The sequence below is a fragment of the Streptomyces sp. NPDC001153 genome (assembly GCF_053598315.1).
In genome coordinates this window covers 53,848-73,586 of record NZ_JBSFJZ010000006.1, presented here as the reverse complement: position 1 = coordinate 73,586, position 19,739 = coordinate 53,848, and the positions used below count along the sequence as shown (strand labels likewise).

Below are 19,739 nucleotides of genomic sequence, written 5' to 3'. Positions count from 1 at the left end.
AGGGCCCACGGCCGTTCCTCACAGGCTGTGCTCCCGCACCACCCTCCGCGCCTGGGCGAACAGCATGCCGACGTTCACCGACTTACGGCAGACGACGACGGCGACGACGTCCTGCTGCTCGTTCAACCGCAGGAACAGATGGGTGAGGTTCTCGCTGTTGACGAGGATCTCCTGGAAGAAGTGGTTGTCGTCGCTGACCCCGCGGCGCTCCTTGAAGATGTCCTCGATCATGACGACCGTGCGGCCCTGGAACAGGTCGAGGGTCGCGCCCGCCAGCAGGTCCAGGACCTCCGGCGGATGGTTGTCGACGGTCTCGTACGACAGCAGCATCCCGGTGGCCATGTCGACCACACCGGCCGCGACGCAGTCGGGCGCCTCGGCCCGCAGCGACTTCACCAGACTCATCACCTGGTCGGAGAAACCCGTCATGCGCTTGGTCGCCATCCGTCACACTCCCTCTGGCGTCTTCTCGGTGAGGATCGATCCGATGCGGTCGAGGGCCGGAGGAGTCGCCCGGTTCAGGCGGTTCACGTCCATCCCCTCGTCACCGAGGACCACCATCAGGGCGGTGTCGCCGACGGCGTAGAAGGCGACGCAGCCGTGGCTGCCGTACGTCACCGTCTGGCGCAGCGCTCCGCGCGCCGTGGCGGCGGCGGTGCGGCGCGCCAGGCCCAGGCCCGCCGCCGCGAGCGCGGCGAGCCCCTCCGGGTCGATCGACTCGGCGGTGTCGGCCGCGATGAGCATGCCGTCGGCCGCCGCGAGGGCGGTGTCGGTGATCCCGGTCACCTCCTCGCGCAGTCCGCGCATCTCCTGCGCCAGCGCTTCATGGTCCATGTGCTCAACTCCCTTGTTCCCTTGCCGGATTCGACCGCTGCGGCAGTCGGCGGACCCCTGTCATTCGGCGGTTCCGTGCCGCAGCCGGAAGAACCCTTTCCAGCCCACCCCGCTCGGCGGCGGGGCGAGGACTTCGGTGATGCCGCTGGCACCGGGTGCGCGGTGCGGCAGTTCGGCGGAGGCGGGCGCCTCCGGCTCCGGCGCGTCCTGCTCGCGGTGCCGCGCGACGGGCGCCTCGGGCGCCATCAGGAGCGGGGCCGGGGCGAGCGGGCCGGCGCACTCCAGCAGCCCTTCGCTCAGCATCCGCGCGACCTCCACGGTGACCGTGTAGACGCCGCGGCCGGTGCGGAAGGCGAGGTCGCGGGCGGTACGGCGGCCGTCGGCGTGCGCGAGCAGTTCCCGTTGCAGCGGGGTGCAGGCATGCTGCGGCGAGGCCTTGGGCAGGGGCCGTTCGCGGTCGGGGCGTACGGGGTACGGCAGCGCGTCCACGGCGGCCACCTTGCGCACCGCCTCCTCGAGCAGCCGGGCGGGCCTCTCGCCGGGGGCGACCGGGGCGTGCGGCTCGGTGCCGGTGAGGCGTTCGCAGGCGTCCACCCGGCCGGCGACGACGGCGAAGGCCGCGTCCTGCAGCGCCATCAGGCACACGACCCGGAGCTGGGCGGCCCCCGCGTAGCCGCGCTCGATCAGCCCGGCGGTCGGCCAGCGCTCCCCGGATCCGCGCACCAGTTCCGCCCACTGCTCGCCGTCGATGCGCTCGGAGCGCAGCAGCAGCACCTCGGCGCCGGGGGCGCCCGGACTCTCCGCCGCCACGACGAGTCCGTCCCGCAGATGGAAGGCACCGCCGGGGCTCCCCGGCACGCGCAGTTCCCCCGTGAATCCGTCACGCCCGCACGCGGTCAACGCGTGCGCGAGCCCGCCGTGATCCATCACTCCCCTTGCATTTCGCACAGACGCCTGACGCGTCGCACCGAGGGGGTATGTGTATCAGCCGAGCGGCATGTTTCAGCCGGGGATTTCCGACCTGACCCGGACTGACGGAAGTTGGAGTTTCATGCCGTTGCACATCACTTTGTTCGACACTCATTTGATCGATTGACGGGCTCACCCGTCCGGGTCGAGCACCCGCACCGGCAGCGTGCCCAGCGCTTCCCGCAGGGCCGCCGCCAGTTCCCCGTACTCGGCGGCCCTGGCCGCGCCCGCCCGCATGGCGAAGGCGACCCGGCGGCTCGGTGCCGGGTCGGCGAAGTAGCCGGTGAGGAGCTGGCTGCTCCGGGTCGTCTCCAGCTTCAGCGCGGTACGCGGCAGCAAGGTGCACCCGAGCCCTCCGGCGACCAGCTGGACCAGCGTGGACAGCCCGGCGGCCGTCGTGGTCACCGGCGCGTCCTCGCGGCCCGCCTCCCGGCAGATGTCCAGGGCCTGGTCGCGCAGGCAGTGGCCCTCGTCCAGGAGCAGCAGGTTCAGCTCCTTCAGCGCCTCGCGCGGGATGCCCTCGCGGCCGCCGAGCCAGTGGTCGAGCGGGGTGACGAGCACGAAGTCCTCGTCGAAGAGCGGGAGTTCGGCGACTCCGGGCACGCCGAGCGGCACCGCCAGCAACAGCAGGTCGAGACGGCCGGAGTTCAGGCCGTCGATCAGGCTGGCGGTCTGCTCCTCGTGCACCTGGAGGTCGAGGTGCGGATAGCGCTCGTGGACCAGCCGCAGCACGGTCGGCAGGAGGTACGGCGCGACCGTGGGGATCACCCCGAGGCGCAGGACGCCCGTGAACGGCGCCCGGACCGCCTCGGCCTCCTCCAGCAGCGCCCCCACCGCGTCCAGCACCGCCCTCGCCCGTACGGCCAGCCGCTCGCCGGCGGGCGAGAGCAGCACCTTGCGCGTCGTACGCTCGAGGAGGGTCACGCCCAGGGTCTCCTCCAGCGCCGAGACCGCACCGGACAGGGCGGGCTGGCTCATCCCGATGGCGGCCGCCGCGTCCCGGAAGTGCAGATGCTCGGCGACGGCGGCGAAGGCACGCAGCTGGGCGAGGCTCGGCTGCCTCCGCTTGCCGTTACTCATGGTCACTGATAACTACCTCCGATCAACATGACCGAGTGTAGCTATTTCACTAATCAATGCACCCTGTGCCAACATCGACGGAGTCCAACCCATGGGAAACACCCCCAAAAAGGGTGTTCCTCGCTGCAAGGAGAGCGTGTGCTCACTGTCGGTGACAAGTTCCCCGAGTTCGAACTGACCGCCTGCGTCTCGCTGGAGAAGGGCAAGGAGTTCGAGCAGATCCACCACAAGTCCTACGAGGGCAAGTGGCTGGTCGTGTTTGCCTGGCCGAAGGACTTCACCTTCGTCTGCCCGACCGAGATCGCCGCGTTCGGGAAGCTGAACGACGAGTTCGCCGACCGCGACGCCCAGATCCTCGGCTTCTCCGGTGACTCCGAGTTCGTCCACCACGCCTGGCGCAAGGACCACCCGGACCTGACCGACCTGCCGTTCCCGATGATGGCCGACTCCAAGCACGAGCTGATGCGCGACCTGGGCATCGAGGGCGAGGACGGCTTCGCGCAGCGCGCCGTCTTCATCGTCGACCCCAACCGCGAGATCCAGTTCACCATGGTCACCGCCGGTTCCGTGGGCCGTAACCCCAAGGAGGTCCTGCGGGTCCTGGACGCCCTGCAGACCGACGAGCTGTGCCCGTGCAACTGGAACAAGGGTGAGGACACCCTGGACGCGGTCGCGCTGCTGGCCGGTGAGTGACCCATGTCGCTCGACTCGCTGAAGTCCCGCGTCCCGGACTACGCCAAGGACCTGAAGCTCAACCTGGGCTCGGTCATCGGCAACTCCGACCTTCCCGCGCAGGCGCTGTGGGGCACGGTGCTGGCGACCGCCATCGCCTCCCGTTCCCCGATCGTGCTGCGTGAGCTGGAGCCGGAGGCGAAGGCGAACCTGACGCCGGAGGCGTACACGGCCGCCAAGTCGGCCGCCGCCGTCATGGCGATGAACAACGTCTTCTACCGGACGCGTCACCTGCTGTCCGACCACGAGTACGGCACCCTGCGCGCGGGCCTGCGGATGAACGTCATCGGCAACCCGGGCGTGGAGAAGGCCGACTTCGAGCTGTGGTCGTTCGCGGTGTCCGCGATCAACGGCTGCGGCATGTGCCTGGACTCGCACGAGCAGGTGCTGCGCAAGGCGGGCGTGGAGCGCGAGGTCGTCCAGGAGGCGTTCAAGATCGCCTCGGTGATCCAGGCGGTCGGCGTCACCCTCGACGCCGAGGCCGTGCTGGCCGAGTAGGCGGTTCCGCGAAGGCCCCGCTCACCCTTGGTGGGCGGGGTCTTCCGCGTTCTCGGCCAGGAGCTCGTCCGCCGTCACGGCGGCGGCCTTCTGCAGCCGCAGCTCCTCCGCGTACTGCCGCAGATATCCCACCACCGTGTTCGTCACCGCCACCAGCGGTACGGCCACCACCGCGCCGCCGATGCCGGCCACCATGCCGCCGGCCGCGACCGTGAGGACGACGGCCAGCGGGTGCACGCGGACCGCGCGGCCGAGGATGAACGGCTGCAGGATGTGGCCCTCTATCTGCTGGACGGCGAGGACGACCACCAGGGTCATGACGGCCGTGAAGACGCCCTGGGTGACCAGCGCCACGATCACCGCGAGCGCGCCGGAGGCGACCGCGCCGACGAGCGGGATGAACGAGAACAGGAAGATGAAGACGGCCAGCGGGACGGCCATCGGCACGTTGAGGAAGTAGATGCCGATGCCGATGAACGTGGCGTCGATGAGGGCGACCAGGACCGTGCCCCGGACGTAGGCGGTCAGGGTGCGCCAGGCGCGCGGGCCGGCGCCGGCCACGCCCGGGCGGGCGGCGGCGGGCACCAGCTTCAGGAACCACTCCCAGATGCGCCTGCCGTCGTAGAGCAGGAACAGCGTCGAGAAGAACACCAGCAGGAGCCCGGTGAGGAAGTCGACGATGACCTGAACGCCCTCCAGCCCTGCGGACGTTATCTGGTCGGTGTTGGCGCCGATCGCCTCGCGGAGGTTCTTGGCGATCTGGTTGATCTGCTTGTCGGTGACGTGGAAGGGGCTCTTCAGCAGCCAGTTGCGCAGGTCGTCGATGCCGGACTGGATCTGGTTGGAGAGCGTGTCGATGTTCTCCATGACCTGCCAGGTCACGAACCAGCCCATCAGCCCTATGACGACGAACCCGCTGATCGCGGTGAGCGCGGTGGCCGGGCCGCGCGGCACTCCGCGCCGGGTGAGCCGGGCGACCGTCGGCTGCAGCAGCGCGGTGACGAGCAGGGCGATGACGAAGGCGAACACCACCAGCTGGACCGCGCTGATGACCTTCATCAGCACCCAGACGGTGCCGGCGAGGACCAGCATGCGCCAGCCGGCCTCGGCCGCGACCCGCACACCCCAGGGCACGGCCTCGGCGGGGTCGGGGCGGGGACCGGTCGCGGGTACGGGCCGGCGGGGGGATGGTACGGCGGCGTCGGGCGCGGGGGCCGCGGCGACCGGTTCGAGCGGGGTGTCCTCGGAGGGCGCGGACTGCTCGCGCTCCACCTCCGCACGGCGCTCGTCCAAGCGCTCACTCATCTCGGTGAGGCCGGCACCGAGCTTGCCGAGCCACCCTGGCACTCGCGACATGATCCGTCCTCTTCCCCCGCGTCCCCGCGTGCTCGCCACCTCTCCTCCCCCTGGAGGCGTTCGGATACGACCGTACAGGGCGAAAGCCCCTCCCCTAAGGACGGGGAGGGGCTGCGCAAAGTTGAGTCACTCGGCCGAACCGGCGGAGCGCCTAGTACCAGTGGTTGGCCGCCCAGAACGACCAGGCCTGGCAGGGGCTGCCGTACCGGCTGTCCATGTAGTTGAGGCCCCACTTGATCTGCGTGGCGGGGTTGGTCTGCCAGTCCGCGCCGGCGGAGGCGTACTTGCCGGCGGGGAGGGCCTGGAAGAGGCCGTAGGCACCGGAGGAGGCGTTCGTCGCCTGGTAGTTCCAGCTGGACTCGTGGTCCACGATGTTGCTGAAGCACTGGTACTGGTCGGACGCCACCATCTGACGCGCCATCGCCTGGATCTGTGCGACGGTGTAGCTGCTCTGGACGGGGAAGCTCGAGGAGTCGCGGGCGCTGTCGCGGCTGGCCGCGGACTTCGCCTCGGCACGCGCCTTGGCGTCCTTGGCCGCCTGCTCGGCCGCCGCCTTCTTGGCGATCGCGGTCTCGGCGGCTGCCTTGCGGGCCGCCTCCTCGGCGTCCTTCTTGGCACTCGAGTCCGCGGCGATGGCCTGGGCGTCGGCCTGCTGCGTCAAGGACGCGGACTGCACCTGGGCCTGCTGGCCCGCGGGTATGTCCGCGAGGAGCGTGGTGTCGGCTGCCGTCGCCTCGGCGTCGTTGTTGTTCTGCGCGACGCTGCCCGAGGCAACTCCGACGACGCTTCCGACGGCGGTGACCGCGGTGGCCGAGGCCACTGCGAATCCCCGGACCGAAATCCGGCTCACACGGTTTCCTTCCAGCATCGCCCGCTTCGGTGACCCTGGCGGACGCAATCGTGCCCCTGGCACTGGCCTCCCAACTGCGGGGTCACGGGAGGCGCGGGCCCGGTGGGCAACTCCCCCTTCGGGGAGCGCCGCATGGTGCTCGGGCGGCATACGACGAACTCTATGGAGTTGGTGGTACTTCTGTGGTGCTGTACCGCTGGCGGTACAGGTGTGTCGTATGCGGGGCCTGACAGGACTGAGACTCTGCCGTAACCGGACGCCGAGTGGCAATTCTGTGTTGCGTGTGAAAGCTCACATCCCGTTTGGCCCAGGGGATTTTCGGAAAGCTCCACACGCCGAGGCGCCGCCCGGCTAGGCTCGTGGCCTTTGCCGGACGGCGCCAACTGTCATGGGAGTGGGGTCAGATGTGCCCGTCCTCCAGCATTTCGGTCACAAGCGCCGCAATCTGGGACCTCTCGGAGCGAGTCAGCGTGACATGCGCGAAGAGCGGGTGCCCCTTGAGCTTCTCAACGACGGCGACCACCCCGTCGTAGCGGCCTACGCGCAGATTGTCCCTTTGCGCCACGTCATGGGTCAGAACGACCCGTGAATTGGCGCCGATCCGGGACAGAACGGTGAGAAGCACATTCCGTTCGAGCGACTGGGCCTCGTCCACGATCACGAACGCGTCGTGCAGTGAGCGGCCGCGGATGTGGGTGAGCGGGAGCACCTCGAGCATCCCGCGCGAGGTGACCTCCTCGATGACCTCGCGGCTGGTGACCGCCGACAGCGTGTCGAAGACAGCCTGCGCCCACGGGCTCATCTTCTCCGCCTCGCTGCCCGGCAGATAGCCCAACTCCTGCCCGCCGACCGCGTACAGCGGCCGGAACACCATCACCTTCTGGTGCTGGCGGCGCTCCAGGACCGCCTCCAGGCCCGCGCACAGCGCCAGCGCCGACTTGCCGGTGCCGGCCCGGCCGCCCATCGAGACGATCCCGACGTCCGGGTCGAGCAGCAGGTCGAGCGCGATGCGCTGCTCGGCGCTGCGGCCCTTGATGCCGAACGCCTCCCGGTCGCCGCGCACCAGGCGGACGTTGCCCTCGGCGGTGATGCGGCCGAGGGCCTTGCCGCGCTCGGAGTGGATGGTCAGGCCGGTGTGCACGGGCAGCTCGGCGGCCTCCGGGACGTACAGATGCCCTTCCTCGAAGAGGATGTCCACCTGCTCGCCGGAGAGCGTCAGTTCGGACATTCCGGTCCAGCCGGAGTTCTCCGTGATGGCGAGTTCCGCGCGGTACTCCTCGGCCAGGAGACCGACGGAGGAGGCCTTGATCCTGAGCGGGAGGTCCTTCGACACGACGGTGACGTCGTACCCCTCGGCCTGCAGGTTGCGGGCCACCGCGAGGATGCGGGAGTCGTTGTCACCCAGGCGGTAGCCGGTGGGCAGCACGCTGGGGTCCGAGTGGTTGAGCTCGACACGGACGGTGCCGCCGAGGTCCCCGATCGGAATGGGGGCATCGAGACGGCCGTGCCGGACCCGGTAGTCGTCGAGCAGGCGCAGGGCCTGACGGGCGAAGTAGCCGAGTTCCGGATGGTGCCGCTTGGCCTCCAGTTCCGTGACCACCACGATGGGGAGCACGACCTCGTGCTCGTCGAAGCGGGTCAGGGCGTTCGGGTCGGCCAGCAGGACGCTGGTGTCGAGAACATAGGTGCGCCGGTCGGACTTGTGGCGCTTTGTGCTGGTCACCACGGAAGGACGTACCCCCTCGGATGAGGTCGGGGAGCGACGAAGTGGAGCTGGACCGGTGTGCGGCCCCCGCGTACGGCGGCGGGCCGTGAACCGGCCCTCCGCGGCTGCTTCCGTGCAGTCACCGCACGATCGGGCTGGTGCAAAGGGCCTCCCGGGCGGACGGCCCCGTGCCGCCCGCTGAGATCCGACACCCGTGGTTCGGGCGTCGACCTGTTTGGCTTATGCCCTCGAACATGCACCGCCATGCAAAAGCGGCCACCGGCGTACCGGTGAACTCCTCGTTACATCCACACGAATCCGGGTATCCGGCGCACCCCGACGGCGTGGCGGCCGACGGGGCGTTCGGTGCGGTTCAGCCGCCGTAACGGCGGTGACGTGCGGCGTAGTCGCGCAGGGCACGCAGGAAGTCGACCTTGCGGAAGGCGGGCCAGAAGACCTCGCAGAAGTAGTACTCGGAGTGCGCGGTCTGCCACAGCATGAATCCGGACAGCCGCTGCTCGCCGCTGGTGCGGATGACGAGGTCCGGGTCGGGCTGGTCGCCGGTGTAGAGATGACGGCCGATCATGTCGATGTCGACGGACTCGGCGAGGTCCTCCAAGGTCGCGCCCTTGTCGTGGGCGTCGAGCAGCATGGAGCGCACGGCGTCGGCGATCTCCTGCCGGCCGCCGTAGCCGATGGCCACGTTGACGAGTATGCCGTCGATGTGGGCGGTGGTCTCCTCGGCCTCCTTCAGGGTGCGCTGCATCCCGCCCGGCAGCAGGTCCATCGTGCCGACGTGGTGCACGCGCCAGCGGCCGTCGGCGGCGAGCGTGCGGACGACGTCCTCGATGATGCCGAGCAGCGGGACGAGTTCGTCCTGCGGCCGGTCGAAGTTGTCCGTGGACAGCAGCCACAGGGTGACGACCTCGACGTCGGTCTCGGTGCACCAGCCGAGGAACTCCTCGATCTTTTCCGCACCGGCCCGGTGGCCGTGGACGGTGGTGGAACCGGACGCCTTCGCCCAGCGGCGGTTGCCGTCCATGATGACGCCGATGTGCTTGGGCACCTGAGCGTGGTCCAGGTGGCCCTCCACCCGGCGTGCGTAGAGCCTGACGAGCAGGCTGCGCAGATTGTCGCGCAGGTTCACGTGGCCCTCCGGGGGTGGCGGGGGTTGGGGTGCGGGAGGTTGTTGAGCCTACCCCCGCTGGGGGTTCGGTTCTGGCCCGGGGTTTGGGGATCGGGGGCGCCCCCATGGGTGAGGACGCTCGTCCATGGGTGGGGACGTTCGTCCATGGGTGGGGACGTTCGTCGCAAGCCGGGAGGTTCCCGGAGTCCCCCTTCCGAGACCTGCCGGTGACGCGCAAGAAAAACGGGCCGGTCCGTGGGGGGGAGACGGACCGGCCCGAGGGGGGGTTTCCACCATAACCCTTCGTAAGGGATGGTGGGTGCATCCGCGGGACACAACTACTCTCCGGAATCATCCGGCGACGCCCCGGTGGGCGCGCGAGGCTGGATTCAGGGGTGCCGCATGGCCGGTTCACAGCGGAATCCCAAGGAAAACCGATCAGATTCGAAACGATTCGGAGGGATCCGCAGGATTTGCGCCACTTTGAGCGCGTCCCGGCGAGTTGCCCCGGGGGTCCCCCCGACGGGCTAACCGGTCAGCGAACGGTGACTTGACGGTTCCGCTACGGGCCGCGGGAAGGTCATTCGGCTTCACGGCACCGCGCAGCCCCCTCCACTGCGCGGTGCCGGCCGCGCGGGTTTGCCGACGCGAATAACCTTGGTCTGAACTTATGTGACTGGTGAGGCTGGTGTGAACCGCACGGGATAACGATGTGGAAACCGTCGGTGAACCACGGGTGAATCAGCCCGGCTTGCGCACCTCGAAGAGGTGCCGGGTGCTGTGTGCCACGAACGGCCCCTCCGTCTCGATCCGCTCGTGCAGTGCGCGGAGTCGAGGCTCGTACGCCTCCACCGTGAAGCCCGGGACCATCCACACCACCTTGCGCAGGAAGTGGACGACGGCGGCGATGTCGTGGAACTCCATCCGCAGCCGCGCCGCCCGCAGCCCGGCCACCTCGAGGCCCGCCGCCTCGGCGTCGGCCCGCTCGCGCTCGGGGTCCCGGCCGGAGCGCACCTCCTGCGGCAGCGGCCCGAGGAAGTACTCCACCAGCTCGAAGACGCTGGCCGGCCCGACATGCTGGGCGAAATAGGTACCGCCCGGCCGCAGCACCCGGGCGATCTCCTCCCAGTACGGCCGGACCGGATGCCGGCTGAGCACCAGGTCGAACGTCTCGTCGGCGAACGGCAGCGGCGCGTCGTCCGCGGCCACGACGACCACCACCCCGCGCGGCCGCAGCAGCGCGGTGGCCCGGGCCGCATTCGGCGGCCAGCCCTCCGTCGCGGCGGCCAGCAGCGGCCGGGCCGGAGCCGCCGTGGCGAGGGCGAAGTCGAACACCTCACCGCCGCCGGTCTGGATGTCGAGGACGGCCTCGGCGCCGGCCAGCCGCTCCCCCGCCGAGACGGCGTACCCCCACGAGGGCCGCTCCTCACTGGCCCGCCCCTCGAACCAGGAGAAGTCCCACCCCTCGGTGGGTACGGCGGCACCCTCGGCCACGAGTGCCTCGAAGGAGCGGTTCACTGACATGCCCTCCATGATCCCGGGGCGTGGCCGGCGCCGCCTGCTAATTTCCGCTGGCATGACGATCCGTACGACGACGTACACCGCCGGAGAGAAGCAGACCCTGCACGCGAGCCTGGACCGGCACCGGGACGCCGTGCTGTGGAAGCTGGACGGCCTGGACGACGAGCAGCTGCGCCGGCCGATGACACCGTCCGGCACCAACCTGCTGGGCCTGGTGAAACATCTCGCCAGTGTCGAGTACGGCTGGTTCGTGGAGACGTTCGGCGGCGAGGCCGAGCCGCTGTGGTTCGACCCGCACGACGACATGCGGATCACCCCCGAGGAGACGACCGAGCGGATCGTCGCCTTCTACGGCCGCGCCCGCGCCGCCGCCGACGCCGTCATCACGGGGCTCCCGCTGGACGCCGAGGGCAGCCCGGCCTGGCGGGACATCACCGTGACCCTGCGCTGGACCCTGGTCCACATGGTGGAGGAGACCGCGCGGCACGCCGGCCACATGGACATCCTGCGGGAGCTGATCGACGGCGCGACCGGCGACCATCCCCCGGTCACCGGCTCACGCTGAGCGTGTCGCGGACCATCTCGTACGCCGCCCGGGCCGTGGCCGCGTCGAGAACGCCGGCGTCCAGGTGACGGCGGGCCTCGCGGGCTGCGGGGCCCTCGGGCACCAGGTCCCGCGTGTGCACGAGGCCCCACAGCGTCATCAGCAGGGCGCCGAAGCGGGCGAGCGGCCGGAGCGGTCCGTCCAGCGGGCCCTCGCGGGTGGCCCAGCGGGCGGCTGTCGCGCCACCGACCTCCGGGACGCGCTCCACTCCGCGCCAGTGCTCGTCGGCGGTGGCGTGGACGACGTGCGGGACGTGGGCGTGGATCAGCGCGCCGCTGCACATCAGGCACGGCTCGAGGGTGGTGCACAGGCGGTGACCGGAGTACCGGCGGCCGGCCGGGAGCTGGGCCAGGGCGTTGATCTCGGCGTGGGCGAGGTCCGCACCCGCGACCAGGCCCGGCGGGGCGGTGGCCTCCCGGCTGCGATTGCGCCCGGCCGCGACGACGTCGCCCTCCGGGTCGTACAGCACGGCACCGACGGGCCGGCTGCCGGCGCGCAGTGCCTCCCAGGCCGGCTCGAAGGGGAGGCGCCAGGGGGCGGGCATCGTCCTCATCGGGGCGCCGCCGGCCCGCCGAGGACGAGCAGGACGTGCTCGTCGTCCCCGTGCCGGACCGTGCCGGCCCGCTCGAAACCGTGTCTCTCCAGCAGGCGGACGGAGGCGGCATTGGCGTGGAAGGGGTCGGCGTACAGGGGCCGTACGCGCTCCAGCTCCAGGAACAGGCCGAGCGCGCGGGTGCCGACGCCCCGCCCCCAGTACGGCCGCCCGAGCCAGTACCCCACGAACCGCCGCGCGTCGTCCGCCGTCCAGGAGACGACACTCCCGGCGGCCTCGCCGCCGACGGTGACCGTCCGCACGAGGCAGTCGGGATCGCCCAGCACGCGCTCCCGCCAGTGCGTGAGGAAGGCGTCCCGCGGCCGGGGCGTGAATCTCGAGCGCCGGAGGGCTTCCGGGTCGTGCTCATAGGCGAGGAAGACGTACAGGTCGTCGTCCGTGACGCTGTGCAGGCCCACTTCGCTGTGCTCCTCGGTCATGCGGGGCAGTGTGGCAGCCGCCTCTGACAACGCCTCACCACCTGCGGTTACGGCACCAGCGGCCGGACCTCCTCGGCGGCGAACCGCACGAATCCCTCCGGGTCGGGCTCGTCCCCGGTCGGCTGCAGCACGACGGTGTCGGCACCGGCCTCGGCGAGCCGCCGTACGGCCGCGGCGACGGCGCCCGCATCCCCCGCCACGCCCACGTCCGCGGCCTGCCCCAGCCCCTCCGCGACGAGTTCGGCCCGCAGCCGGGCCTCGGCGCCGGGCCCCGTTGCGGCGAGCAGGTACACGACGACCCGGTGCGGCCGCGACGCGTCACCCCCTGCCTCCTTCTGTCCCTCCGCGATGAGCTGCCGGGCCTGCCGCACGCCGTCCGGGGAGGTGGCGGCGGTGAGGACCGTACCGTCGGCCCTGGCGCCGGAGAGGCGGAGGGTGCGCGGCCCGGTGCCGCCGGCGAACACGGGCACGGCGGCCTCCGGCGGCCAGTCGAGGCCGACGTCGTCCAGGGAGACGTACCGTCCGCGCACGCTGAGCCGCTCCCCGCCCAACAGGGCGCGCAGGGCGTCGAGATGCTCGCCGAGGAGGGTGAGCGGGGAGGCGGGGCGGGCGCCGGCCTGCCCCATCCAGTCCTGCACGCCGTGCCCGACGACGAGGGTCGCGCGGCCCGGGAACATCCGGTGCAGGGAGGCGGACTCCATCGCGGTGAGCGCCACGTTCCTGAGGGGCACCGGCAGCAGCCCGACACCGACGCGCACCCGCTCGGTCCAGGCGAGCGCCGCGGCGGCGGTCGTCATCCCGCCCTCCCGGAAACAGTCCTCCCACAACCACAGTTCCTCGAGCCCTGCTTCGTCCGCCGCGCGCGCCACCGCCCGCAGCCGCTCGGGGGGAAGCTGGGGGCGGAATACGACACCGAGTGCAGTCATGGACCTCTTCCTAGTGGGGAGGAGGTGGGGTGGCAACCGGGTTTTGCCACCGGCGAGTTGTCTGCGCCGCAGGGCCGCGGGAGGGGACAGGGGACGTGGGGAGACGCTGGCGGGACGGGTCGGGGAGACTGATCGTGCCGAGGGGCGGCGACGGGGAGGCGCTGGGGGACGAGGGCGAGGAGACGCCGACCGCCGCCCCGACGACGCTCCCCCTGGAGATCGCGGCCTCCTACCGGGCCCGGACGAAGGGGCTGCTGGGCCGGGACTCGGTCGCCGGGGCGATGCTGCTGTCACCGGCGAGCGGGGTGCACACGTTCGGGATGCGCATCCCGATCGACGTCGCCTACCTGGACCGCCGCCTGACCGTCCTCGCCGTCCGCACCATGCCCCCGGGCCGCCTGGGCCTGCCCCGGCTGCGGGCCCGGCACGTCCTGGAGGCGGAGGCGGGGGCGATGGCGGGGTGGGGGGTGCGGGTGGGGGTTCGGCTCAGCGTGGAGACGGCGTGACGCGAGGCCTTCCCGGGTGGCCCTCCTCGGGCCGGCAGGTGTTCAGGTCGGGCTGCCGGCCGTGGGCACGACCCGGTGATGCGGCACGAGGGCGTTGTCAGTGGCGGGTCCTAGCATCGCGGTATGAAGGCTTCAGGGACGTTCAAGGTCGAGGAGTTCGCTCCGGCGGAGGTGCCGCTGCCGGAACCGGTGGTCGAGACGGCGGTGCCGGTCGGGGTGGCCACGATGCGGAAGCGGTACGAGGGTGAGGTCGCCGGGGTGTCGGGGACGCTGTTCACGGCGGCGTACGACCAGTCCAGTGGGACCGGTACGTATGTCGCCATGGAGTCCTTCGAAGGGACGCTGGGCGGTCTGGGCGGCACCTTCAACTTCGCCCACTCGGCGACGACCCGCGGGGAGGGCAGACAGGCCGAGTTCTTCGTGATCGTGCCGGGGAGCGGGACGGGGGCGCTGGCCGGGATCCGAGGGGCCGGCGGTCTGCGGATCGACGCGGACGGCACCCATCGGATCTGGTTCGAGTACGAGGTGGGTGACCGAAAGGAGGAGCACGCGTCCGACGCCCGGTGATGTCGAGTCGGCGCAGCAGCGGCTGAGTCAGCGATGCAGATCCATGACACCCACTGCGAGTCCGGCGTAGGCCTCCGGTGAGACAGTGACCACCGGCGCACCCTCGGGAAGCATCGGGTTCGGTCGCGCCACGTGGACGGTTGCCGCGATGCCAGGGACCACACCCTGGCTGAGCAGCTCGGCGACAGTGGCGTATACGCCCGATGTCCCTCTCGGTGCCGTCAGCTCCCCGAGCGCGGGAAGGACACCTCGACGCGGCGGTTCTTCCTCCTGCCCTCCTCGGTGGAGTTGTCGGCGATCGGGTACTGCTCGCCGTACCCGCGGACCTCGAAGGTGACGTTCGGGTCGTTCAGGTCCTGGTCCAGGACGGCCTGTACGGCGTTGGCGCGTTGCCTGGACAGGACGTCGCCGTGGGCGGACGAGCCGAGGTTGTCGGTGAACCCGAAGACGCGGACCTTGGTCGCGTTCTGCTTCTTGATCTCCTCGGCGATGGTTGCGATGCGGGCCTTGGCCTCTCCGCCGAGCTCGGCGCTGTCCTTGCTGAAGAGGACTTCGGCCTGGAGCGCGAAGGTGACGTCGGCGTTGGTGTCCTCGCGTCGCTCGTCCCCGCTCTGGTCCTCCACGACCGACTTGATGTCCAGCACCTTGGGCGCGGCGAGGGTGGCGCCCTCGGGGAGCTTGAGGTCCGGGTCGGTGGGGTCGATCTTCACCGGGGCGGTGGCGGAGGGCGCGGTGTCCGGGGGCTGGCTCGGGTCCGTGCCGTCGGCTTGGGCCGGGGTGGCGGCGAGGAGGAGGGCGGCGGCGGTGAGGGTGAGGGCGAGACGGGCGGTGGTCATGTCGGGCTCACCCGGAGATCTTGATGGTGGCGGAGGAGAAGGTGGGCAGTTGGAGGGTCACCTCGGTGGTGTCCGTGGGCGGCGAAGGGAACTGCATGAAGACCGGCAGCGACTGACCCCCCTTGAGTGTGCCGAGGCCGGTTGTGGTGAGCGGGCGGCCCTCTGTGTCCCGCAGTACGTAATAGCGCTTTCTGCCCTTGGAGTCGACAAGGGTGGCTCCGCCCAGGGACGGGCCGTTCCTGGTGATCTCGGTTTCATTTCCACTGAGTGCGGACGGGATGAGCAGGTCACCGGCCCCGTCGTTCTTCAGGGCGCCGTTCACGGTGACGAAACCGCCGGAATCGCGTTGCGCGGAGGTGATCTGGAGAAGCAGGCCATCCGAACCCTTCAGTTCGGCCAACGGCTGGTCCGATTGCCCCTCCTGGGCGCTCGGGCCGGAGTTGCCTCCGTGGGAAGCGGACGCAGAACTGTGCGGCTTCTTGTCGTCGCCGGCACCTCCGCCGCAGCCGGTCACCCCGACAGCCAGACCAGCCACAACGGTCAATGCGACCATCCCCCTGCGGGCCTTCGCAGTGAACCGCATGCTCATCGCTCCGCTTCTTTCGTCATTGATCGTTCGCTCGTCAGTCGGCCAGGTGGACGTCGAAGAGGTCTTCGGGCTTCGGCAGCCCTGTTGTGTCGTCCGGCTTCAGATGCCAGACCTTGCCGTTGCAGGTGAGTGCGGGCAGCGCGTCGCCCTCGGCGCCCCCGGCGGGGGGGTTGAAGGTACAGAGGGACTTGATCTCGGCGGTGGCGGAAGCCGTGGACTGGTAGTTCTCCGACCCGGGCACGACAGACCGGCCGACGGACTTGTTGGTCCGCACGTCGACCCGGTACTTCAGCAACCCCGGCGGCAAGCAGTCATTCAGCACGGCATCGTTCTGCTTGGCGAGTTGGCCGGCCCGCTCACACGGGTCGGGGCCGACGAACGTCGCCCTGCCCTCGAAGATGGCCTGCCACTTCGCGGGGTCGGGCAGCACCTTCACCCACTGGGCCGCGAGTTGGTCACGCTCGCTCTGAGCCGCCGCGAGCGCTGCCGCGTCGGCTGCCGTCTGGGCGCCGCTGCGATTCACCGACGCCTGGCCGACCGCGAGGTAGGCCAACGCAAGAAAGAGCAGGCCTGCCACCACCGTGATGTAGATGGGGAAGGCCTGCCCTGCGTCGCGGCGTGGAGGGATCAGCCGCCGGTGACCTGGGCGATCTTGTTCCTGATCGCGTCGAAGATCGTCTGACCGATGCTCGTACCCGTGATCGCCAACACGATCGCCACGACCACCGCGATGATGCCGAGGTACTCCACCGCGGTCTGCCCCTTGTCGCTGCGAGCAACACGGGCCTGCAGATACGCGACGGTGGTGTTGAACCAGTTGTTCATGGTGGTCCCCTCCGGACTCGCCTCCGATCCGGAAAACGTAGGCCTGAACGCCGCCCCCGCGAGAGGGCCCCAGGACCCAACCCCAGGCCCATTCCCCGCCCCGTCCGCTCCCCCACGCCCCCACCTCAAGCCACCCCCAACCACTTCGCGGCCGCCTGGGACCGCGTGGTGGTCTGGAGCTTGGCGAAGATGCGGTTGATGTGGTTCTTGACCGTCTTCTCGGAGATGAAGCAGGCGGCGGCGATCTGCTGGTTCGTCATGCCGGACGCGATAAGGTCCATGATCTCCGCCTCCCTTGTGCTCAGCCGGAAACGTGAACGGAATGACTGTCCCATGGAGGATTGCAGTTGCGAAAGAACTTGGGGTGAGTTTTTCCGTAAAAATTGAGGGACTTGGGGTTCCATGTGTGCAGGTGCACTCGCCTGCAAGTGCGTCAGCAACGCCTTCGCGGCCCCCGGCGTCACATGCGGCCGCCCCTCCCGGACATCCCGCACCGCGCGCACCAGCTGCTCCGTCGTGAACTCGCCGTGCACCAGGTATCCCCCCGCCCCCAGCCGCAACGCCTCCCGCACGGTCTCCGTCTCGTGGCTGTAGGTCAGCATCATGACCGGCGCCAGCCGCACCAGGTGCGGCAATGCCGAGATTCCGTCGACCCCGGGCATGCGGACGTCGAGGAGGATGACGTCCGGGCGGTGCCGTACGGCCGCCTCGTACGCCTCCCGGCCGTCCGTCGCCTCCGCCACCACCGTGGTGTCCGCGCGGGCCGAGAGCAGGGCCGTCAGGCCCGCCCGGACCACGGGGTTGTCGTCGGCCACCAGCAGACGCAGGGGAGGGGGAGGCGGTGGCGGGGGAGCCTCGGGCCAGGGGTTGCTGTGCTGCATGGTGCCTCCTCTCAGGGTTTCCCGGGTGTGGGGCCGGAGTCGTTCACCGACGGCAGCGGGAGTTCCACGCGTACCTCCGTGCCCCGTTCGTGGCCGCCCCTGCCGATGCGGATCCGGGCGCCCAGCTGCGCGGCGCGCTCGACCATGCCGAGCAGGCCGAAGTGGCCGGAGTCGCGGAGCCGTTCGAGCGTGGTGCCGGGCGGGAGGCCCCGGCCGTCGTCGTGGATCGTGAGGCACAGCAGACCCCCGTGCATCGCCGCCCCCACCTCCACCTGGGTCGCGCACGCGTGGCGGTAGGCGTTCTCCAGCGCTTCCGTGGTGATGGAGAGGAGGTGGCGGGCCAGGGGGGCGGCCAGCGGGGGGAGACGGCCGGGGTCCAGGTCCGGGCAGGTGACCCGTAGGCCCGTGCGTTCCGTGAAGTCCCTTGTCATGTCGGTCAGTTCGCTCCACACCGCCGTCCCGCCCGCGTCGAGCGCATCCGGCTGCTGCTGTCGGCGCAGGTCCGTCAGGAGTTCCCTCGACTCCGCCGCCGCCCTGCGCGCCGAGCGGGACACCAGCTCCGCCTGTTGCCGGATGCGGTCGGGGTCGGGAGCGTCCGTCGAGGCCGTCGCCGCCAGGCCGTCCGCCGCGAGGGCCACGCCGTAGAGGGTCTTGGCCACGGAGTCGTGCATCTCGCGTGCCAGCCGGGCGCGTTCCTCGCTCACCGCCTCCGCCGCCGCGAGGCGTGCCTGGACCGAGGTCAGGGCCTGGGTCGCGGCGCCGAAGCGGAGCATCAGGTTGCGCAGGGTCGAGCCCATGGCGCCGGAGATGACGCACAGGCCGGGGAGGAGGAGCGCTTCCGCGACCGGGGCGTGCCGGTCTGCCTTCAGGGTGGCGTGGACCAGGAGCAGGATCAGGGACTGGAGGGAGGCGAAACAGGCCGCGCCCCGCCAGCTGTAGACCAGGCCTGCCAGGAGCGGGGTGCAGACGCTGACGTAGGCGAGGGTGGTGTCCGGGCCGGCCGAGATCAGCAGGAACGAGCCGAAGAGGGTGTCGGCGGCGAGGAGGCTGGGGTGGCGCAGGAGGAGCGGGCCGAAGCGCTCCCAGTCGCGGAACAGGACGTACGACACCATGAACGTCACGACCACGGCCGCGCCGGCCAGGCGGGCGCCCAGGCCGGGGGCCGCGTGCAGCAGCGCGGCGGGGGCGGCCAGGGCGATCATGGCCAGGCGGAAGCCGAAGACCTGCCGGCACATGGCCTGCAGCGCACGGATCTGGATCTTCTCCGAGGGTTCGGCGGTGGCGGGATCCGTACGGGCGGTCGCCCGCCAACGGCGTGTGAACCAGCCCATGACGGCGCGCACCCGGCCGCCGGCCCCGGAAGGCACCCCTCCCCCGCGCCCCATCAGACCCACCACCGTCACGTCCGCTCACTTCCCCGTGAGGGAGCCGAAGTCCACGCCGGAGCCGAGGATCAGGCCCGCGCCGAGCAGGAGCATCGTGGCCGGGACCATGAACGTGGTGATCATCAGCGTGGCCTTGGGCACCGCGCGGGCGGCCTTGCGGCGGGCGTTCTGGGCGTCGGTGCGGCGCATGTCCTTCGCCAGCGCGACCAGCGTGTCCACGATGGGGGCGCCCAGCTCCTCCCCCTGCTGCAGTGCCGTCACGAACATCGCCACTTGTTCGGAGTCGTTCCTCCTCCTCAGCTCGGCGAAGGCCTGGCGGCGGCTCATGCCGAGGTCCATCTGGCGCAGGGTGATGCGCAGTTCGTCCGCCCAGGGGCCCTCGTACCTCGTCGCCACCCGGTCGAGAGCCTGGCGGAAGCCCAGCCCCGCGCTGACCACCACCGCCAGCACGTCCAGGAAGTCCGGCAGTGTGCGCTCGATGACGTCCTTGCGGACCCGGATCGCCGACCAGATGCCGACCTCCGTCCAGAAGGCGCCGAACAGGAGCAGGAGCACGGCCACGAACCACTGGCCCCGCAGCAGGAACACCAGGCAGCCGACCGCGCCCAGCGCGCCGTACACCGCGCGGCGGGCCGCGTAGCGGTCGATGGTCAGGCCGCCGGGGTTGCCGGCGAGGTCGATCTTGCGGCGGTAGCGGGCCACCAGGCGCGGGCCCATCAGGCGCAGCACGGCGGGGGCGTAGCGCATGCCCATCCGGTCGATGAGCGAGCCCACCGCGCCGGTGCGGGTGGCGCCGACCTCCAGGGCCACCGCCAGGTCACCGGGGAGTTTCGCCTCCGCGCGGTACATGCGCAGGCCGGCGAAGGCGCCCCAGACGCCGAGGGCCATCAGGAGTGCGAGCAGGAGTCCGGTCATCG

General features: G+C 70.8%; 24 protein-coding genes. 5 read left to right on the top strand and 19 right to left on the bottom strand.

Annotated features, from left to right (window positions below; translation table 11 throughout):
- Positions 1-18: 18 nt before the first annotated feature.
- From ACWDEN_RS08610 to ACWDEN_RS08595, 4 genes are all read right to left on the bottom strand, one after another.
- The gene (locus tag ACWDEN_RS08610) at positions 19-444 is read right to left on the bottom strand and encodes a hypothetical protein (RefSeq protein ID WP_351611847.1); all 426 of its coding nucleotides are present in this window, start codon (positions 442-444) and stop codon (positions 19-21) included.
- 3 nt (positions 445-447) lie between these two features.
- On the bottom strand, positions 448-834 hold the full coding sequence (locus ACWDEN_RS08605) for a roadblock/LC7 domain-containing protein (RefSeq protein ID WP_351611845.1): 387 nt from the start codon (positions 832-834) through the stop codon (positions 448-450).
- 60 nt (positions 835-894) lie between these two features.
- Positions 895-1,761 (bottom strand): MarR family transcriptional regulator, encoded by an 867-nt coding sequence (locus ACWDEN_RS08600; protein ID WP_351611842.1) that lies wholly within the window; start codon positions 1,759-1,761, stop codon positions 895-897.
- A 174-nt stretch (positions 1,762-1,935) separates the two neighbouring features.
- On the bottom strand, positions 1,936-2,883 hold the full coding sequence (locus ACWDEN_RS08595) for a LysR substrate-binding domain-containing protein (protein WP_450858256.1): 948 nt from the start codon (positions 2,881-2,883) through the stop codon (positions 1,936-1,938).
- A gap of 138 nt (positions 2,884-3,021) precedes the next feature.
- Between ACWDEN_RS08595 and ACWDEN_RS08590 the strand changes: the two genes are divergently transcribed.
- Positions 3,022-3,576: a peroxiredoxin gene (locus ACWDEN_RS08590; protein ID WP_351611839.1), complete on the top strand. Its 555-nt coding sequence runs from the start codon at positions 3,022-3,024 to the stop codon at positions 3,574-3,576.
- 3 nt (positions 3,577-3,579) lie between these two features.
- Positions 3,580-4,113 carry an alkyl hydroperoxide reductase gene (locus ACWDEN_RS08585; protein ID WP_351611836.1) on the top strand — a complete coding sequence of 178 codons (534 nt, stop codon included), beginning with the start codon at positions 3,580-3,582 and terminating at the stop codon, positions 4,111-4,113.
- Between the two features lie 21 nt (positions 4,114-4,134).
- Here ACWDEN_RS08585 and ACWDEN_RS08580 read toward each other — a convergent pair whose 3' ends face one another.
- From ACWDEN_RS08580 to ACWDEN_RS08560, 5 genes are all read right to left on the bottom strand, one after another.
- Positions 4,135-5,469 carry an AI-2E family transporter gene (locus ACWDEN_RS08580; RefSeq protein ID WP_351611833.1) on the bottom strand — a complete coding sequence of 445 codons (1,335 nt, stop codon included), beginning with the start codon at positions 5,467-5,469 and terminating at the stop codon, positions 4,135-4,137.
- Positions 5,470-5,620: 151 nt separating this feature from the next.
- Positions 5,621-6,319: an aggregation-promoting factor C-terminal-like domain-containing protein gene (locus ACWDEN_RS08575; protein ID WP_351611831.1), complete on the bottom strand. Its 699-nt coding sequence runs from the start codon at positions 6,317-6,319 to the stop codon at positions 5,621-5,623.
- Positions 6,320-6,719: 400 nt separating this feature from the next.
- Entirely contained in the window at positions 6,720-8,045 is a 1,326-nt protein-coding gene (locus ACWDEN_RS08570) for a PhoH family protein (RefSeq protein ID WP_351611829.1), read from the bottom strand.
- A gap of 352 nt (positions 8,046-8,397) precedes the next feature.
- A complete protein-coding gene (locus tag ACWDEN_RS08565; RefSeq protein ID WP_351611826.1) occupies positions 8,398-9,171 on the bottom strand; it encodes an isoprenyl transferase in 774 nt (257 codons plus the stop codon).
- 720 nt (positions 9,172-9,891) lie between these two features.
- Positions 9,892-10,674 (bottom strand): methyltransferase domain-containing protein, encoded by a 783-nt coding sequence (locus ACWDEN_RS08560; RefSeq protein ID WP_450858097.1) that lies wholly within the window; start codon positions 10,672-10,674, stop codon positions 9,892-9,894.
- Between the two features lie 52 nt (positions 10,675-10,726).
- On the opposite strand from ACWDEN_RS08560, the gene ACWDEN_RS08555 reads away from it, so the two are divergent.
- Positions 10,727-11,236: a DinB family protein gene (locus ACWDEN_RS08555; protein ID WP_351611820.1), complete on the top strand. Its 510-nt coding sequence runs from the start codon at positions 10,727-10,729 to the stop codon at positions 11,234-11,236.
- On the opposite strand, the gene ACWDEN_RS08550 is transcribed toward ACWDEN_RS08555, so the two are convergent.
- From ACWDEN_RS08550 to ACWDEN_RS08540, 3 genes are read right to left on the bottom strand one after another with little or no spacing between them, the layout of a single operon-like run.
- Positions 11,220-11,819: a nucleoside deaminase gene (locus ACWDEN_RS08550; RefSeq protein ID WP_450858094.1), complete on the bottom strand. Its 600-nt coding sequence runs from the start codon at positions 11,817-11,819 to the stop codon at positions 11,220-11,222. The genes ACWDEN_RS08555 and ACWDEN_RS08550 overlap by 17 nt on opposite strands.
- A gap of 5 nt (positions 11,820-11,824) precedes the next feature.
- Entirely contained in the window at positions 11,825-12,307 is a 483-nt protein-coding gene (locus ACWDEN_RS08545) for a GNAT family N-acetyltransferase (RefSeq protein WP_450858092.1), read from the bottom strand.
- A 47-nt stretch (positions 12,308-12,354) separates the two neighbouring features.
- Positions 12,355-13,233, bottom strand: a complete 879-nt coding sequence (locus ACWDEN_RS08540; protein ID WP_450858090.1) for an LLM class flavin-dependent oxidoreductase — start codon at positions 13,231-13,233, stop codon at positions 12,355-12,357.
- A 95-nt stretch (positions 13,234-13,328) separates the two neighbouring features.
- On the opposite strand from ACWDEN_RS08540, the gene ACWDEN_RS08535 reads away from it, so the two are divergent.
- A complete protein-coding gene (locus tag ACWDEN_RS08535) occupies positions 13,329-13,739 on the top strand; it encodes a DUF192 domain-containing protein (RefSeq protein WP_450858088.1) in 411 nt (136 codons plus the stop codon).
- A gap of 123 nt (positions 13,740-13,862) precedes the next feature.
- On the top strand, positions 13,863-14,306 hold the full coding sequence (locus tag ACWDEN_RS08530; protein ID WP_450858086.1) for a DUF3224 domain-containing protein: 444 nt from the start codon (positions 13,863-13,865) through the stop codon (positions 14,304-14,306).
- A 221-nt stretch (positions 14,307-14,527) separates the two neighbouring features.
- Here the strand turns inward: ACWDEN_RS08530 and ACWDEN_RS08525 are convergent, their stop codons facing one another.
- The 7 genes from ACWDEN_RS08525 to ACWDEN_RS08495 form a co-directional block, all read right to left on the bottom strand.
- Positions 14,528-15,142, bottom strand: a complete 615-nt coding sequence (locus tag ACWDEN_RS08525; RefSeq protein WP_450858084.1) for an OmpA family protein — start codon at positions 15,140-15,142, stop codon at positions 14,528-14,530.
- A 7-nt stretch (positions 15,143-15,149) separates the two neighbouring features.
- Complete coding sequence (locus ACWDEN_RS08520; protein ID WP_450858082.1) at positions 15,150-15,731, bottom strand: hypothetical protein; 582 nt, start codon at positions 15,729-15,731, stop codon at positions 15,150-15,152.
- Positions 15,732-15,765: 34 nt separating this feature from the next.
- The gene (locus ACWDEN_RS08515) at positions 15,766-16,359 is read right to left on the bottom strand and encodes a pilus assembly protein TadG-related protein (RefSeq protein WP_450858255.1); all 594 of its coding nucleotides are present in this window, start codon (positions 16,357-16,359) and stop codon (positions 15,766-15,768) included.
- Positions 16,359-16,556, bottom strand: a complete 198-nt coding sequence (locus tag ACWDEN_RS08510) for a Flp family type IVb pilin (protein ID WP_450858080.1) — start codon at positions 16,554-16,556, stop codon at positions 16,359-16,361. The genes ACWDEN_RS08515 and ACWDEN_RS08510 overlap by 1 nt, the downstream gene beginning before the upstream one ends.
- A 125-nt stretch (positions 16,557-16,681) precedes the next feature.
- Entirely contained in the window at positions 16,682-17,437 is a 756-nt protein-coding gene (locus tag ACWDEN_RS08505) for a response regulator transcription factor (RefSeq protein ID WP_351611797.1), read from the bottom strand.
- Between the two features lie 11 nt (positions 17,438-17,448).
- The gene (locus ACWDEN_RS08500) at positions 17,449-18,768 is read right to left on the bottom strand and encodes a sensor histidine kinase (protein ID WP_450858253.1); all 1,320 of its coding nucleotides are present in this window, start codon (positions 18,766-18,768) and stop codon (positions 17,449-17,451) included.
- 78 nt (positions 18,769-18,846) lie between these two features.
- Positions 18,847-19,737: a DUF5936 domain-containing protein gene (locus ACWDEN_RS08495; protein ID WP_351611795.1), complete on the bottom strand. Its 891-nt coding sequence runs from the start codon at positions 19,735-19,737 to the stop codon at positions 18,847-18,849.
- Positions 19,738-19,739: the final 2 nt, after the last annotated feature.